The sequence below is a fragment of the Psychrobium sp. nBUS_13 genome, assembly GCF_051201665.1.
Taxonomy (GTDB): domain Bacteria; phylum Pseudomonadota; class Gammaproteobacteria; order Enterobacterales; family Psychrobiaceae; genus Psychrobium.
Genome location: NZ_CP179210.1, coordinates 1,396,236 through 1,409,757, shown reverse-complemented (window position 1 = coordinate 1,409,757; position 13,522 = coordinate 1,396,236). Strand labels below are relative to the sequence as shown.

The 13,522-nt window shown below is 41.3% G+C and carries 14 protein-coding genes, 1 pseudogene and 1 riboswitch; of the genes and pseudogenes, 4 read left to right on the top strand and 11 right to left on the bottom strand.

Going from position 1 to position 13,522, the window contains the following annotated elements; all coding sequences use genetic code 11:
- Positions 1-5 precede the first annotated feature (5 nt).
- From ACMAZF_RS06410 to lysC, 4 genes are read right to left on the bottom strand one after another with little or no spacing between them, the layout of a single operon-like run.
- On the bottom strand, positions 6-1,214 hold the full coding sequence (locus ACMAZF_RS06410) for a PLP-dependent decarboxylase (RefSeq protein WP_435276592.1): 1,209 nt from the start codon (positions 1,212-1,214) through the stop codon (positions 6-8).
- The gene (locus tag ACMAZF_RS06405) at positions 1,214-1,963 is read right to left on the bottom strand and encodes a 2,3,4,5-tetrahydropyridine-2,6-dicarboxylate N-succinyltransferase (protein ID WP_435276591.1); all 750 of its coding nucleotides are present in this window, start codon (positions 1,961-1,963) and stop codon (positions 1,214-1,216) included. The genes ACMAZF_RS06410 and ACMAZF_RS06405 overlap by 1 nt, the downstream gene beginning before the upstream one ends.
- A gap of 14 nt (positions 1,964-1,977) precedes the next feature.
- Entirely contained in the window at positions 1,978-2,892 is a 915-nt protein-coding gene (gene dapA / locus ACMAZF_RS06400; RefSeq protein ID WP_435277194.1) for a 4-hydroxy-tetrahydrodipicolinate synthase, read from the bottom strand.
- Positions 2,893-2,894: 2 nt separating this feature from the next.
- Positions 2,895-4,283, bottom strand: a complete 1,389-nt coding sequence (lysC, locus tag ACMAZF_RS06395; RefSeq protein ID WP_435276590.1) for a lysine-sensitive aspartokinase 3 — start codon at positions 4,281-4,283, stop codon at positions 2,895-2,897.
- Positions 4,284-4,504: 221 nt separating this feature from the next.
- Positions 4,505-4,683, bottom strand: a riboswitch (Lysine riboswitch).
- Positions 4,684-4,876: 193 nt separating this feature from the next.
- Between lysC and ACMAZF_RS06390 the strand changes: the two genes are divergently transcribed.
- The 3 genes from ACMAZF_RS06390 to ACMAZF_RS06380 all read left to right on the top strand — a co-directional run bounded on the left by ACMAZF_RS06390 (position 4,877) and on the right by ACMAZF_RS06380 (position 7,086).
- On the top strand, positions 4,877-6,328 hold the full coding sequence (locus tag ACMAZF_RS06390) for an ATP-binding cassette domain-containing protein (RefSeq protein WP_435276589.1): 1,452 nt from the start codon (positions 4,877-4,879) through the stop codon (positions 6,326-6,328).
- Positions 6,329-6,341: 13 nt separating this feature from the next.
- Positions 6,342-6,542, top strand: a complete 201-nt coding sequence (locus tag ACMAZF_RS06385; RefSeq protein ID WP_435276588.1) for a DUF2970 domain-containing protein — start codon at positions 6,342-6,344, stop codon at positions 6,540-6,542.
- 358 nt (positions 6,543-6,900) lie between these two features.
- On the top strand, positions 6,901-7,086 hold the full coding sequence (locus tag ACMAZF_RS06380) for a hypothetical protein (RefSeq protein WP_435276587.1): 186 nt from the start codon (positions 6,901-6,903) through the stop codon (positions 7,084-7,086).
- Between the two features lie 186 nt (positions 7,087-7,272).
- Here ACMAZF_RS06380 and ACMAZF_RS06375 read toward each other — a convergent pair whose 3' ends face one another.
- From ACMAZF_RS06375 to ACMAZF_RS06360, 4 genes are read right to left on the bottom strand one after another with little or no spacing between them, the layout of a single operon-like run.
- Positions 7,273-7,923, bottom strand: a complete 651-nt coding sequence (locus ACMAZF_RS06375) for an SCO family protein (protein ID WP_435276586.1) — start codon at positions 7,921-7,923, stop codon at positions 7,273-7,275.
- A 19-nt stretch (positions 7,924-7,942) separates the two neighbouring features.
- The gene (gene cyoE / locus ACMAZF_RS06370) at positions 7,943-8,869 is read right to left on the bottom strand and encodes a heme o synthase (RefSeq protein ID WP_435276585.1); all 927 of its coding nucleotides are present in this window, start codon (positions 8,867-8,869) and stop codon (positions 7,943-7,945) included.
- 9 nt (positions 8,870-8,878) lie between these two features.
- Positions 8,879-9,427 carry a hypothetical protein gene (locus tag ACMAZF_RS06365; RefSeq protein WP_435276584.1) on the bottom strand — a complete coding sequence of 183 codons (549 nt, stop codon included), beginning with the start codon at positions 9,425-9,427 and terminating at the stop codon, positions 8,879-8,881.
- A 31-nt stretch (positions 9,428-9,458) separates the two neighbouring features.
- On the bottom strand, positions 9,459-10,226 hold the full coding sequence (locus ACMAZF_RS06360; protein ID WP_435276583.1) for an SURF1 family protein: 768 nt from the start codon (positions 10,224-10,226) through the stop codon (positions 9,459-9,461).
- Here ACMAZF_RS06360 and ACMAZF_RS06355 point away from each other — a divergent pair.
- Positions 10,216-10,425: a DUF2909 family protein gene (locus tag ACMAZF_RS06355; RefSeq protein ID WP_435276582.1), complete on the top strand. Its 210-nt coding sequence runs from the start codon at positions 10,216-10,218 to the stop codon at positions 10,423-10,425. The two genes, ACMAZF_RS06360 and ACMAZF_RS06355, sit on opposite strands and share 11 nt — an antisense overlap.
- Before the next feature lie 17 nt (positions 10,426-10,442).
- Here ACMAZF_RS06355 and ACMAZF_RS06350 read toward each other — a convergent pair whose 3' ends face one another.
- The 3 genes and pseudogenes from ACMAZF_RS06350 to ctaD form a co-directional block, all read right to left on the bottom strand.
- Positions 10,443-11,318, bottom strand: a complete 876-nt coding sequence (locus ACMAZF_RS06350) for a cytochrome c oxidase subunit 3 (protein WP_435276581.1) — start codon at positions 11,316-11,318, stop codon at positions 10,443-10,445.
- A gap of 15 nt (positions 11,319-11,333) precedes the next feature.
- On the bottom strand, positions 11,334-11,918 hold the full coding sequence (locus tag ACMAZF_RS06345) for a cytochrome c oxidase assembly protein (protein ID WP_435276580.1): 585 nt from the start codon (positions 11,916-11,918) through the stop codon (positions 11,334-11,336).
- Positions 11,919-11,921: 3 nt separating this feature from the next.
- Positions 11,922-13,509 (bottom strand): annotated as a pseudogene (gene ctaD, locus ACMAZF_RS06340) (cytochrome c oxidase subunit I).
- Between the last annotated feature and the right edge of the window lie 13 nt (positions 13,510-13,522).

Genomic DNA, 13,522 nt, shown 5'->3' with positions numbered 1-13,522 from the left:
TCATACTAAAACAAATAACTCGCTGCAGGTAATGCAGGGCGAATAACCTCAACAGTGCCTTGACTCACAATAACCTCGGCAGGTAATTCATGGCATAGGAAAAATGGCATCGACTCAGTAAACCCATAGGCACCACACTGTGAAAAAATCAACGTATCATCGGCATGTATGTCACTTGGCAATGCTAGTGTTCCTAATTTATCTAAACTTGTACACAAAGGGCCATGCACATGAAACAGCTGCGATGGCGAGTCTGAGTGTCTTAATAAACGGGCAGGAAATGGCTGTGATGTAATGGCTGGGCGCAGTAAATGATTAATACCCCCTTGCATAACCAGTAGTTCTTGCTGATAGTTGTTTTTTACATCCACGACACGATTAACATAATAGCCGTACTCAGCAACCGCAAAACGTCCTAGCTCTAACCATAGTTCATCGACGCCGGCTTGTATTTTTATATTAATTAGCGCTTCTTTTAAGGTTTCCCAATCAAGCTTTCTGTCGTCACCATCATAAGGTACGCCGAGGCCACCGCCTAAATCAAGAACAGATAGTTCAAAACCCAAAGCATTTGCTAATGATTTAAGTGGCGCAATCATTGTTTGCCATAAATCAATTAAGGCATCAGCTTCAAGCATATTTCCCCATTGAAAAATATGCAGGCCAACAACATTAATGTGCTGATAGTGCGATAAATCGACTTCTTTCCATTCATCACTGCCAAGCCCAAATGGCGTTAACTCATTTCCGCCTAGTGGGTTATCGCTGTCTTGCTCAAAACGTAACTGCACACGCAGCAAAATAGACGGGACAACCCCGAATTCTTTGGCCTGTTGATTTATTAACGCCAACTGATTTACGCTTTCAGCGACAAATACACTGACTCCTTGCTCGAAAAAGTGCGTGATTTGCGCTAATGACTTCGCGGGTCCAGTGTTAAGAATATGCTCAGATTTGACGCCTTGAGCAAGTACTTGATCGAGCTCGCCACTACTCGCGACATCAAATTTCATCCCTTGACCAGCTAAAGTTTTAATGATCTTTGACAATGGATTTGCTTTGACAGCAAACCACAACTTTATATCATCGTTAACTAACTGATTGATGTGTTGAGCTAAGCCATCAATGTCATAAGCATAAAATGGCACATCTTGAGTTGTCGAAAAATCAGCAATTAATTGCTGATTTTCCTCAATAAAAGGATGAACACTCATTAACGCAGTGCCTGCTCTAATGCTAAAGCAGCATCACTCTGACTATCGCGATATTTCACAATGATTGGACATTGCATCGATAATCCTTGCTCCTTACCCCATTGAGTGTTCACAGGGCGAGTTCCCGGAACAACAATCGCATTTTCAGGAATGGGTGCGCCTTTTTCTAATAGGCGTTCATTGACAGCATCATAAACCGGTACCGACGCAGATAAAGTGACATTAGGCGCTAACACAGCGCCTTCTTTGACAACAACGCCCTCAACTAAAATACAGCCAGCGCTAATAAATGCATTGTCTTCCACCACAACTGGCGAAGCACCAATTGGCTCTAATACACCGCCAATTTGAACACCAGCCGACAAATGTACGTTTTTACCTATTTGCGCACACGAGCCCACCAGCGCATGGGAATCAACCATGGTGCCACTATCCACATAGGCACCAATATTAATGTAAGCTGGCGGCATAATGATGACACCTGGTGCAACATAAGCACCACAACGCACCGACGAACCACCAGGTACTAAACGCACATTGTCTTGCACACTAAACTGGCGAGGTGCTAGATTATTTTTATCAACAAAACCGGCGTAAGCACCGTCATAATCGATATTTTCCCCTGCTTTAAATGAAGCCAGAATCGCTTGTTTAACGTCTACATTGGCCTGCCAAACGCCATTTTCATCTTTATTTGCGCTACGCACTTCGCCACGCTCTAGTTGTTCTAAAACTTGTTGCCAATTCATTCTATAAAACCTTGTTAACTATTCACGTCATTGCGTGTTTGAGATTGATACCATTGGGTAATTTGATAATGAGCTTGCGTGATAGCCTCTAAACACGTTAATTCTTCTTGAGTTAACGGCGCTCGTAGCAAAGGACTGTTAAGTTGTCCTAGCTGGTGCATCAACACTTTAAGTGGGATGGGATTTGCAACACTAAATAGCGTCTCAATGGCGCCGCGCCATAAATTAAACGCTGTATTTTGGGACGTACTCAAACATTGCTCGACATATAATTGCGTTGCTTGTGGCCACACATTAGCGCATACAGATACTAACCCCGCAGCTCCCAACAAACTAAATTCAGGAAGCAATGCATCGTCTCCGCTGTAAATAGCAATGTCAGGTAAGGCTTTCTTAAACTCACTGAATTTAACTGGGCTCCCACTGGCCTCTTTGATTGACCAGAAGTTATCCTCATCAAGCAGCTGAGCTAATGCCCACGGACTTAACTCTGTGCCAGTGCGAGATGGCACGTTATAAATCATGCAAGGCTTATTAGACGCTTGTAGCAGTGCTCTAAACCATTGAGTTTGTCCGATAGGACCTGGTTTAGCGTAAAGTGGCGCTGTTAATAAATACGCATCTATTGGCAGATTATTACAGCGGCTTATCCAATTTCTTTGCGCTGTTAAGTCAAAGCCTCCAACGCCCACCATAATGGGAGTAGCAGGTGCTTTATCACACACAAAACGAACAATACTCTCTTGTTCACTCTCTGTTAAAGCAAGCCCCTCTCCGGTACTACCAACCAGTAATAAACCATTACCAGCGGCTACCTGCTGCTCAATCAAAAATGATAAATTATCAAAGTCGATTTGGCCGTTATCATCAAATGGCGTGACTAAAGCCGTCCATAAAGCAAAATCAGTGACATCAAATTGTTGCTGTATCATTACGCGACTCCTCGAGCATTTTGCTCAAACATGGCGTGATGCAAACGACTTATCACATCCGTTGCCTGCCTTTCTTCCACCAAGAAGCATAAATTATGAGAACTAGCGCCCTGACAAATCATACGTACATTAACGTCATGCAAAGTTGCAAATAAGCGTGTCCCAACACCATAACTGGTATCAATGGCGTTCCCAATAAGCGCAACTAACGCGAGATCTTTTTCAATAGTCACCTGACAAACCTCTTCCAGTTCATCGAGCATTACCTGACTAATTTGGCTATTTCCACCAGAATTTGATCCCGTATTATCCAGCGTAATAGCAACACTCACTTCTGAGGTAGTGACCAAATCAACACTCAAGTTATATTTAGCTAAAATAGTGAATACTCGCGCCAAAAAACCAGGAGCATGCAACATATCCATACTAGTCACGGTCAGTAGCGTTTGCTCGCGGCGCAGGGCAATCGCTCGATAAACAGGTTTTGACTCAGTTTCATTGCGCACTATGGTACCGCCCGATTCAGGCGCTCGAGAAGAGCCAACAAACACGGGAATATTGCAACGCATTGCAGGAATTAAAGTGGAAGGATGAAGTACCTTAGCGCCAAAAGTCGCCATTTCTGCAGCTTCATTAAAGCTAATTTCTTCAAGCGCATAAGCCTGCGCAGTAATTCTAGGATCTGTTGTGAAAATCCCGGTGACGTCAGTCCAAATATCAATTTGTGAACAATGTGTCGCCTCACCGAGTAGCGCTGCTGAATAATCGCTACCACCACGACCAAGTGTTGTCGTATTCCCTTGAGTATCACAACCAATGAACCCTTGAGTCACAATCACTTGTTTTTCAAGTAATGGAGTCATTCTTTCGCTGGCTAATTGTGCAACAGTGTCAATGCACACAGTTGCTTTACCAAAATCACTTGATGTACGCATGACATCACGTACATCTAACCAATGCGCGTTGACACCGCGTTCAATCAGTACCTGTGTAAATAACGTCGATGAGAGTTGTTCACCACAAGCAAGTAGTTGATCTGTTAACTGCGTACGAACCTGCTCTTCACCGACATTTAATCGGGCAATTGATGTGGCGATATCGCCAACTTTTTCGAGTAAGTCATCAATTAGCGATAACTGCTGTGAGCTCAGTTCAAGATGCGTTGCTATAGCTGATTGAATCCCACTAATTTTCGCAATAGCGTCATTACGCTGCGTCGCAGACAATGACCCTGTGCTTAAACTCACTAATAAATTAGTCACACCACTACTGGCACTTACCACAACAATGCGTGTCGATTGGGAAGATAAAACAATGTCAGCACAACGGCTCATTGCTTCAAAATTGGCTAAACTGGTTCCGCCAAATTTGGCGATTTTATGATTCATAATAAACTCCGTTAAATTTGATTAATAAAACTAGAATTAAACAAACGGGGTTTATGACCAGCACTTACGCAGGAGGCAAATTTGCCTAACCAGTAGCGAATACTGAGCCAACATGAATTAACGTTTAAAATGTAGGAATTTAACATGTTTCTCTCGAACAAATTTCGTTCGGAGAACTAAAGGCATTTGACAAACAGCAGCGCAAAGCCACGGTTTATACAAAGACCAGAAGCTCTCCACCAATAAATAGGTGACAGTCATTAAGGATTCAGCCTTAATGTCCGAAACAACTATTATCCAAATCAATAGTCATCTCTCGGCGTCAGACCCCATTACTACACATCATTAAGGTTTGGACCTTTCAATGTAGCTACCTGGCTAACGCTCCTCTTCTGGCCTTTCATCGCATCGTCAAAAAACGCTGCGGCAATAGAAAGGTTGCGTACATTAAATCATCTGACAACCTATATCGTCAACAGCTCATTTATATTCTTTGACTATTTGCTAATACGAATTGGGATTAACAAGCATTGGGCAAACACTTATCTGGTGCTATGCTCTTGGGCTAATTAACCCTAAATAACTAAACGACTATGCTGTCCATCAACGAAATTTTTATCGCGCTCGATACTCAACGATCACTTCACCTACAAAATCTCCACTTAAAAAGTGGAGAATCATTACTTATTTGTGGAGACAATGCGTGCGGTAAATCGTTACTAGGGCAATTAATCAAAGGAGAATTTAGTCAACCACTGGCTGCATCAGACATCATTAATATTAATTCGCCTTCCACCATTGAGCTAATCAGTTTTGATGTTGAAGAAACAATTTTAGCCATTGACCGATACAATGATGACAGCGAAAATATTGAAGGTGGAATAGATTGGGGACGAACAGCATTTGATATTATTGGAGATAGTGAACACTCACATTCAGCTATTGTAATGTTGGGTATTGAAAGTCTACTTGATAAACCTTTTAAAGTGCTTTCAACAGGGCAAGTGCGTAAAGTGTTACTTGCTAAAGCTATTGCCGCCAAACCTCAACTACTAATTCTTGATGAGCCATTTGCCGGGTTAGATATTGCCTCTCAGCATCGACTTTCATGTGCATTATCAAGCTTAATTAAGGCAGGGCAAAGCCTTATCATTATCGATTTTTATCATGACGAACTTCCAGGTAATATTGACAAAATATTGTTATTAAATGATGGAAAAAATGCTATTTTTGACGCCCGCGAAAAAGTGCTAAATTCATCGATTTGGCAAGAACATAACAAGGTTGAAGTAAGCCTGCCGCATCACCTTCCTGATTGCCATCATTATGAACACCTTGATAATTCACAAGCCTTCGCTTCATTAAAGCAAGTAAAAGTGAGTTATGACGATAACCTTGTATTTGATGCATTGGATTGGGATTTTATGCCGAATCAGCACTGGCGCTTAGCGGGTCCCAACGGCTGTGGAAAATCAACACTGCTTAGCCTAATTAACGGCGATAACCCAAAAGCTTACGGTCAAGATATAACATTGTTCGGCCGCAAACGAGGCACAGGTGAAACAGTGTGGGATATTAAATGCCATTACGGATTAATTAGCGCTCAATTTCATCGTGATTATCGCGCAAGTACTAGCGTTTTAGGCGCCATCGTTTCAGGGTTTTTCGATACAATCGGTTTATATGATTCACCAACAGATACGCAGATTGAAATAGCCCAACAATGGCTTGAGTTACTTGGCTTATCTTCGCTTGCCAAACAACCATTTTCCCAGTTATCTTATGGAGAACAACGATTAGTATTAATTGTCCGTGCCGTAGTAAAATTACCGCTTATTTTGATCTTGGATGAGCCATGTTTAGGCCTTGATAATCATCACCGTGCTCAAGTGTTGGCATTAGTTGATTACATAACACGTCATAGTAATACTCATGTGTTATTTGTTAGCCACGATAGTCGCGATAAACTCAATTGTTTAACACATCAATTAGAATTTATACCAAGTAGTAATGGATTCACCTTACAACAACGTCAATTAACATAAATTGGAGACGCCAATGAATGATAAATTACAAAAACCTAGTTTTTGGCAAGTTATTGTCAGTGTATGTGCAGCACTATTTGGCGTTCAAAATGACAATAATCGATTAAGAGACTTTAGCCAAGGAAGCTTTGCTTATTTTGCCATTGCAGGCGTTGTATTAGTAACGCTTTTTGTGATAGCGTTAATTGTTATTGTTAATCTAGTACTTAACTAGGGTCTGTTGATCTTTGTGGTTCAAATTTTGTTCAATCTAAAAGGATTTTGGGCAAGGCATGAGGATTGATGCTGGGTTTACCCCAGTGAATGACGAATAACGCCGCACAAAATACTTTTAGGTGAATCCTACGGACAGCATTTGTTTGTTATTTCTGCGGCGTTATCGCCTATTCGTGTATTGCTACAGGGATGTAGCTCATTAGGATAATGCAGGAGCTATTATCGAGCCAGCTACACCACATAGGCTCTGCCTTGTAGAAACCCCAAACAAATTGCTGCAAAAATGAACTCAAAAGATCAACAGACCCTAATAAGTCATTAACAATAAATGGATTAATGTAGATTACGGAGTTTCAATGCACACGCTTTTTGAAGAGTTACCACAAGATCAAGCGATTAAAAAGCTGGTGAAAAAGTTCTATCAATATGTCCTTATCGATCCAGTATTAGCCCCATTTGTTACCGGCCATGACATCAATAGATTGATTCGCCATCAAGAACAATTTTTTAAATATTTATTGTTTAGTAAAGAAAGCGAGTAAACCTTTAAACCTGACGACATTCACCGGCCATTAGTTGAAAAATTAGGCTTGTCCGAACAACATTTTGACCGTGTAGTAACTCATTTAACCAAATCATTAACTGAATTAAATGCAGCACCCGAAACTATGTCAGTCGCATTAACCTTAGTTGAGTCGACACGTCATCAAATTCTTTGTTCACAAACATCATAAACTAACAATATCTTTAAAAGATTTTGCCATCTGCTTCATATCAACCGTTGGTACTTCGCCTGCAATATGTTGTGGCTTAAACTGAGCGATATATTTCCCTTGTGGATTTATCAAGGCAATAGACGCGCTGTGATTGACAGCATAATCTTCGCTCTTTTGCACAGCAACAATGCCATAAGGTAAATAAAGATTTTGCGCAAATGGAAATAACTTATCATGGCTCGTAGTAAGACCTAAAAAACTACTATCAAAATAATTTACATATTGATGAAGTCGCTGTGGTGTATCTCGCAGCGGATCAGCTGACACAAAGGCAACCTGCACATTAGCTGTTTCATTTAATGACGATAACACTGATTTAACGCGCGTTAAGGTCGTCGGGCACACATCAGGACAATAAGTATAACCAAAGATGACAAATGTCCATTTATTCATTAAATCCTGATTACTAAAGCTCCCTTCATTCATATTTAAAACGAATTCATAGACCGTTTTAGCAGGAGAAAATAATCGATAATCGCCTTTATCGATGACTGCTGATTGCGCAAGTTTGGGTGTTGATTTAGGTTCAACTAAAAACTCTCTAGCCAATAACCCCAAGACGATAAAAACGACACCTACTGCGATTAAAATGATCTTTTTCACAAATCTTTTCCAATTGTTGTTATAGCAAATAATGGTCTAATAAAAGAATCACGAACAATAACATAAGATGGGTGATAGAGTATTTAAAAACCGCCATTGGCGAACGTTTTTTAGGTGTGAATTTCAGTTGCCATGCAACATAGAAAAAGCCTAAATTAATCACAGTAGAACCAATAAAGTACAACAGACCAGACATCCCTGTTAGATAAGGTAACAAGCCAACGGCCATCAGTAAGATGGTATACAGTAAAATCATGGTTTTTGTGAATTCTATTCCATGAGTGACTGGCAGCATTGGCAAACCCGTTTTACGATAATCTTCGACTCTATCGACAGCTAACGCCCAAAAATGAGGTGGTGTCCAAGTAAAAATTATCATCACTAACAATAACGCGTTACCGTCGATGGTGCCTGTTATTGCAGTCCAGCCTAGTAACGGTGGCGCAGCACCTGCAATTCCACCGATGACGATATTTTGCGGCGTTGCCCGTTTAAGCCATACTGTATACACGACGGCATATCCCAACATACTCATAAAGGTTAACACTGCGGTTAAAGGATTAACCAACCACCATAAAATGATCATCCCTACGAATGATATTAATACACCAAAGCTCAGCGCTTGAGACAGGGTTACTTTACCGGTTGGTAGTGGTCTGCGATGTGTTCGAGCCATTTTGATATCTAGATTACGGTCTATGCAGTGGTTAAATACCGCTCCTGCACTTGATAACAAACCAATACCCAGACTGCCCCATATCATACGAGATACATCAGGTAAGCCTTGAGTGCTCAAGCACATACCAACGACGGCAGTAAGCAACAACAGCATAATAACGCGGGGCTTAGTTAGCTCATAATAAGCACGCCAGGGGATTATTAAGCTCGTAAAAAAATTAGATTCGTTGGCTACCGTACCGCTTGAAATCATTGAAGACTTAGCCATTTTGAACTCCTATCCTATGCGAGAAAGTTTCAATAAACGTTTTATATCTAACAACATATCGTGAGATCTTTTTAATCGCTGTTGTTTCGACCCAGAAAGTTCATAACGCATCACCAATTTACCAAGAGGGTCAATGATGAGTACGCTATCTTCAAGATCGGTTGCAGTGTTTTTCAGTGTCTGTTGCGTAAAATCAATACCTGATAAAAATTCGGGGGAAGATAACAACGCAGATGTCATCAAGGAACCAACACGCACTCGACTTTGCAATCGGCCAAGAGCACGGTAGGTTTGAGTCACATAATAGAGCTGCTCTTGACAGTTTGTTTCACATACTTGATTTGTCACGTACATCAATTGCCAATCTCGCGTTAAATTGGGCTCTTTAACTAGTTCTTGATAAGACAAATCCATATCCAGTAACTCGCCCCCATAAGTTTTAACCTCTCCTTTATAGTTAGAGGCCAGCAAAATTTTCGCGGCAACAACAGGTATGAGAAAAGCTAATACCATAAAAATTAATTGCGTATTTTTACGCGTTTTATTCTGCTCACTCATTATTTATTGCTCCTAATAACTCAGGTTGCTTTCAGTTTAAACGCCAAATAAAAATACTACTTAACAATAACAGTGTTGTGGCTAATGCAAACCATTGCACGGCATAACCGCGATGTTTTTCAGGGGTCATTCGGTTTTGCCAAAGCCACTGTTTTTCATACCCCCACTCACTGCTAGGGTCTAATCGCACCATTGCCGGATAGAGTGATATTTCAAACACCTTGGCCAAATCCGCTGTATCAAACTGATTGATGACGACCGGAAAACTGATTGATTTTTGCGGCTCAGTTTTTTGAATAAATGGATTATGCTCAGATTGATAAATGAACCCTCTGATTTGTTCAATATCTCGCCACTGAGTTAACGTAGGTAATACGTCTCGATGAGCACCAGCTGCAACCCACCCTGCGTCCACTAGCACCATGTCAGCGGATTCGTCAATGTTTGGGTAAAATGGAATCAATACATGATAACCAACTTGTCCATTGAGTACTTTATTGTCTAACAGTAGTGTTTTCTCAAAATCCAAATGGCCACTCAATGAGACTCGCTGTCCATGGTAATTCCTTACAGCTGATACATGCGGAAGCTTTTTCATAGCGACGCTCATTGCTTTTTCTCGTGCATCCATCGATTGCTGTTTAACAACGGCGCTATTGAGCTGCCAGAAACCCAATTTAATCAAGACAACAAATAACACGACTAAACCTAGAACTGACATCGTGTTAATTGCTAAGCGCTTCATTGTCATATAAGTTAATAACTCCAAGTTACCAAGGTAGTGAGTTATGTGGCCCATTAAATTACTGTTTGTTGTCTTATTTTTGTTCGTACTTATTAGCTTGTTTCAAGCATTAAATATAATGCGAAAAGAACAAACAACGGTGTCAATGAGCCAGTTTATCGGGCGGCGTCTAATTTATTCCGCCGTATTATTAATACTGATTATTCTTGCAATGGCTTTTGGATTAATTACACCAAACCCACGCCCCTACTAATTCGCAATGGCAATAAGTTAAAGCACATAGACAAAGAAAAATAATCCGAGCCACACCACGTCAACAAAATGCCAATACCAACTAGTCGCTTGAAAAGCAAAATGGCGCTCAGGAGAAAAATGCCCTTTAAGTACTCGAACGAGCATGACAAAAAGCATTAATGTGCCGATGGTGACATGAAGACCGTGAAATCCAGTCAGCAAGAAAAATGTATTACCATAAACACCAGCACTCAGCGTAAGTCCCATCTCGCGATAGGCATGTACATATTCTTCGGCCTGCAAAAATAAGAAGATGGCACCTAATACAACAGTTATGGATAAAAATGCGGTAAGTTGCTTTCTTTTATTTTGTTCTAAACCAACATGAGCGAAATGCAACGTGATTGATGAAATTAATAAAATAACGGTGTTGTAGAGAGGTAAACCCTGCCAACCCATCGCTTGAGTAGTGTCGCCAGACGGCGTTGTAACCAATGGCCAAATGGCCTCAAAATCTGGCCATAATACTTGTCCTGTCATTGCATTATTTGATGCGCCGCCTAACCAAGGAATGGCAATCATGCGAACATAAAATAAAGCCCCAAAGAATGCGGCAAAAAACATGACCTCAGAGAAAATAAACCAGCTCATTCCCTGCCTAAACGATCTGTCCATTTGCGCACTGTACAATCCAGCATCAGATTCTTTAATGACATCATTAAACCAACCGAACATCATGTAAATTATAATGAAAATTCCGATGGTTAATAGCCAGCTACCACTCGTTGCTTCACTAGCCATTTGCTGCACTGTCATACCAGCACCAATCGCAATAAACAGTAAACCAACGGCACCAACAATCGGCCAATGACTTTGTGCAGGTACATAATAATTTGTTGTTTGTTGTTCCATGCTTCGCCCCTTTAGTTATAACGCCGCCTGTAAATCAACTGCTTGTACCGAATCAGGATCTGTTACATTAAATAATGTATAAGACAGGGTTAGCGTTTTTATATCAGCTGGAATTTCGGTAGACACAAAAAAGACCAGTCCCATGTCTACAGACTCTCCCGATTTTAGAATTTGTTGTTGAAAACAAAAGCACTCTGTTTTATTGAGATAAAGTGATGCCACGCCGGGTGAAACAGATGGAATAGCTTGCCCAGTGATATTAGCGCCGCTCTGATTACTCGCTAAAAACTTTACTACCTTGCTCTCCCCTGGATGCACATCAACGTAATTTACATGAGGTTTAAATTGCCATGGCATGCCGGGTGCGACAGATGTTGTAAATTGCAATCGCACGGTTCTGCTTTTGTCGACGAGCGTTGACTGCTCTTGATTATTATTAACCAAGCGCCCATTGATTCCCGTAATCTCACAAAACACGTCATACAAGGGAACCAAAGCGAAGCCAAAGCCAAACATCAGAACAATGGCCCCAAATAATTTAGCGACTAAGCGCTTATTTTTGACATTAAGCGCTTGGTTTTCTCCAACATGATCACTCATAAATTACTTCACTTCAGGCGGTGTAGTATGGCTATGATAGGGTGCAGGTGAAGGCATATCCCACTCTAACCCTTCAGCACCTTCCCACGGTTTAGCAGGTGCTTTTTCACCGCCGCGGGCACATTTAATGACCACAACTAAGAAGATTAATTGTGACAATCCAAACGCAAAACCACCCAAACTGACTAATTGATTAAAATCAGCAAACTGTAATGCATAATCCGGTACCCGTCTCGGCATACCTGCGAGACCTAAGAAATGCATAGGGAAAAACAACACGTTAACCGAAATAAGTGACGCCCAAAAATGCAGCTTCCCTAACTTCTCGTCATACATATACCCTGTCCATTTCGGCAGCCAATAATACGCTGCAGCCATAATGGAAAAGATAGCGCCAGTGACCAACACATAATGGAAATGCGCCACGACGAAGTACGTATCGTGATATTGAAAATCTGCGGGAGTAATCGCCAGCATCAATCCAGAAAACCCACCAATGGTAAAGAGAACAATAAACGCAATAGCAAACAACATAGGTGTCTCAAAGGTCATTGAACCTCGCCACATTGTTGCAACCCAATTAAAGACTTTGACCCCAGTCGGAACAGATATCAGCATGGTGAAATACATGAAGAATAGTTCGAGCTGCCACCGGCATCCCTGTCGTAAACATGTGATGTGCCCATACGATAAATGATAACAATGCGATTGAAGCTGTTGCATACACCATCGAAGAATAACCAAACAGTTTCTTGCGAGAAAAAGCGGGCACGATTGCAGAAATAATACCAAACGACGGCAATATCATGATGTACACTTCGGGATGACCGAAGAACCAAAATATATGCTGGAATAATACCGGATCGCCGCCGCCAGCTGCGGAGAAAAAACTGGTGGCAAAATACTTGTCGGTTAATACCATGGTTACAGTCGCCGCAAGCACTGGCATCACAGCAATAAGCAAGAACGCGGTGATTAACCAAGTCCAAACAAACAATGGCATTTTCATGTAAGTCATGCCTGGCGCACGCATATTAATTATCGTCACGACGACATTGATGGCCCCAAGAATGGATGATATCCCCATAATGTGAACTGAAAATACAAATAATGCCGTACTATCAGGCGCATAGGTCGTTGATAATGGAGCGTAGAACGTCCAGCCAAAGTTTGGACCACCACCTTCCATAAATAACGACGACAACAAGATGGCAAACGCCATTGGTAAAATCCAAAAACTCCAGTTATTCATTCGCGGTAAAGCCATATCAGGCGCGCCAATCATCATAGGAATCAACCAATTAGCAAGACCAGTAAATGCGGGCATTACCGCCCCAAATACCATTATCAGCCCATGAACTGTCGTCATTTGATTAAAGAAATTAGGCTCAACTATTTGTAATCCAGGTTGATATAACTCCGCGCGAATAACCATGGCCATCGCGCCGCCAATTAAAAACATTGCAAAGCTAAAGATCAGATACATACTGCCAATATCTTTATGATTGGTCGTTAATATCCAGCGCATCATCCCTTTAGGTTTATGATCTTGATGCTCGTCGTGTTCTTGTGCTGTCGATAATGTACTCATTACTTAGCCCCCT

Coding starts and splice junctions, on each gene's coding strand:
- ACMAZF_RS06410 (WP_435276592.1), bottom strand. CDS start 1,214: ATGAGTGTTCATCCTTTTATTGAGGAAAATCAGCAATTAATTGCTGAT.
- ACMAZF_RS06405 (WP_435276591.1), bottom strand. CDS start 1,963: ATGAATTGGCAACAAGTTTTAGAACAACTAGAGCGTGGCGAAGTGCGT.
- lysC (WP_435276590.1), bottom strand. CDS start 4,283: ATGAATCATAAAATCGCCAAATTTGGCGGAACCAGTTTAGCCAATTTT.
- ACMAZF_RS06390 (WP_435276589.1), top strand. CDS start 4,877: ATGCTGTCCATCAACGAAATTTTTATCGCGCTCGATACTCAACGATCA.
- ACMAZF_RS06385 (WP_435276588.1), top strand. CDS start 6,342: ATGAATGATAAATTACAAAAACCTAGTTTTTGGCAAGTTATTGTCAGT.
- ACMAZF_RS06380 (WP_435276587.1), top strand. CDS start 6,901: ATGCACACGCTTTTTGAAGAGTTACCACAAGATCAAGCGATTAAAAAG.
- cyoE (WP_435276585.1), bottom strand. CDS start 8,869: ATGGCTAAGTCTTCAATGATTTCAAGCGGTACGGTAGCCAACGAATCT.
- ACMAZF_RS06365 (WP_435276584.1), bottom strand. CDS start 9,427: ATGAGTGAGCAGAATAAAACGCGTAAAAATACGCAATTAATTTTTATG.
- ACMAZF_RS06355 (WP_435276582.1), top strand. CDS start 10,216: ATGTGGCCCATTAAATTACTGTTTGTTGTCTTATTTTTGTTCGTACTT.
- ACMAZF_RS06360 (WP_435276583.1), bottom strand. CDS start 10,226: ATGGGCCACATAACTCACTACCTTGGTAACTTGGAGTTATTAACTTAT.
- ACMAZF_RS06350 (WP_435276581.1), bottom strand. CDS start 11,318: ATGGAACAACAAACAACAAATTATTATGTACCTGCACAAAGTCATTGG.
- ACMAZF_RS06345 (WP_435276580.1), bottom strand. CDS start 11,918: ATGAGTGATCATGTTGGAGAAAACCAAGCGCTTAATGTCAAAAATAAG.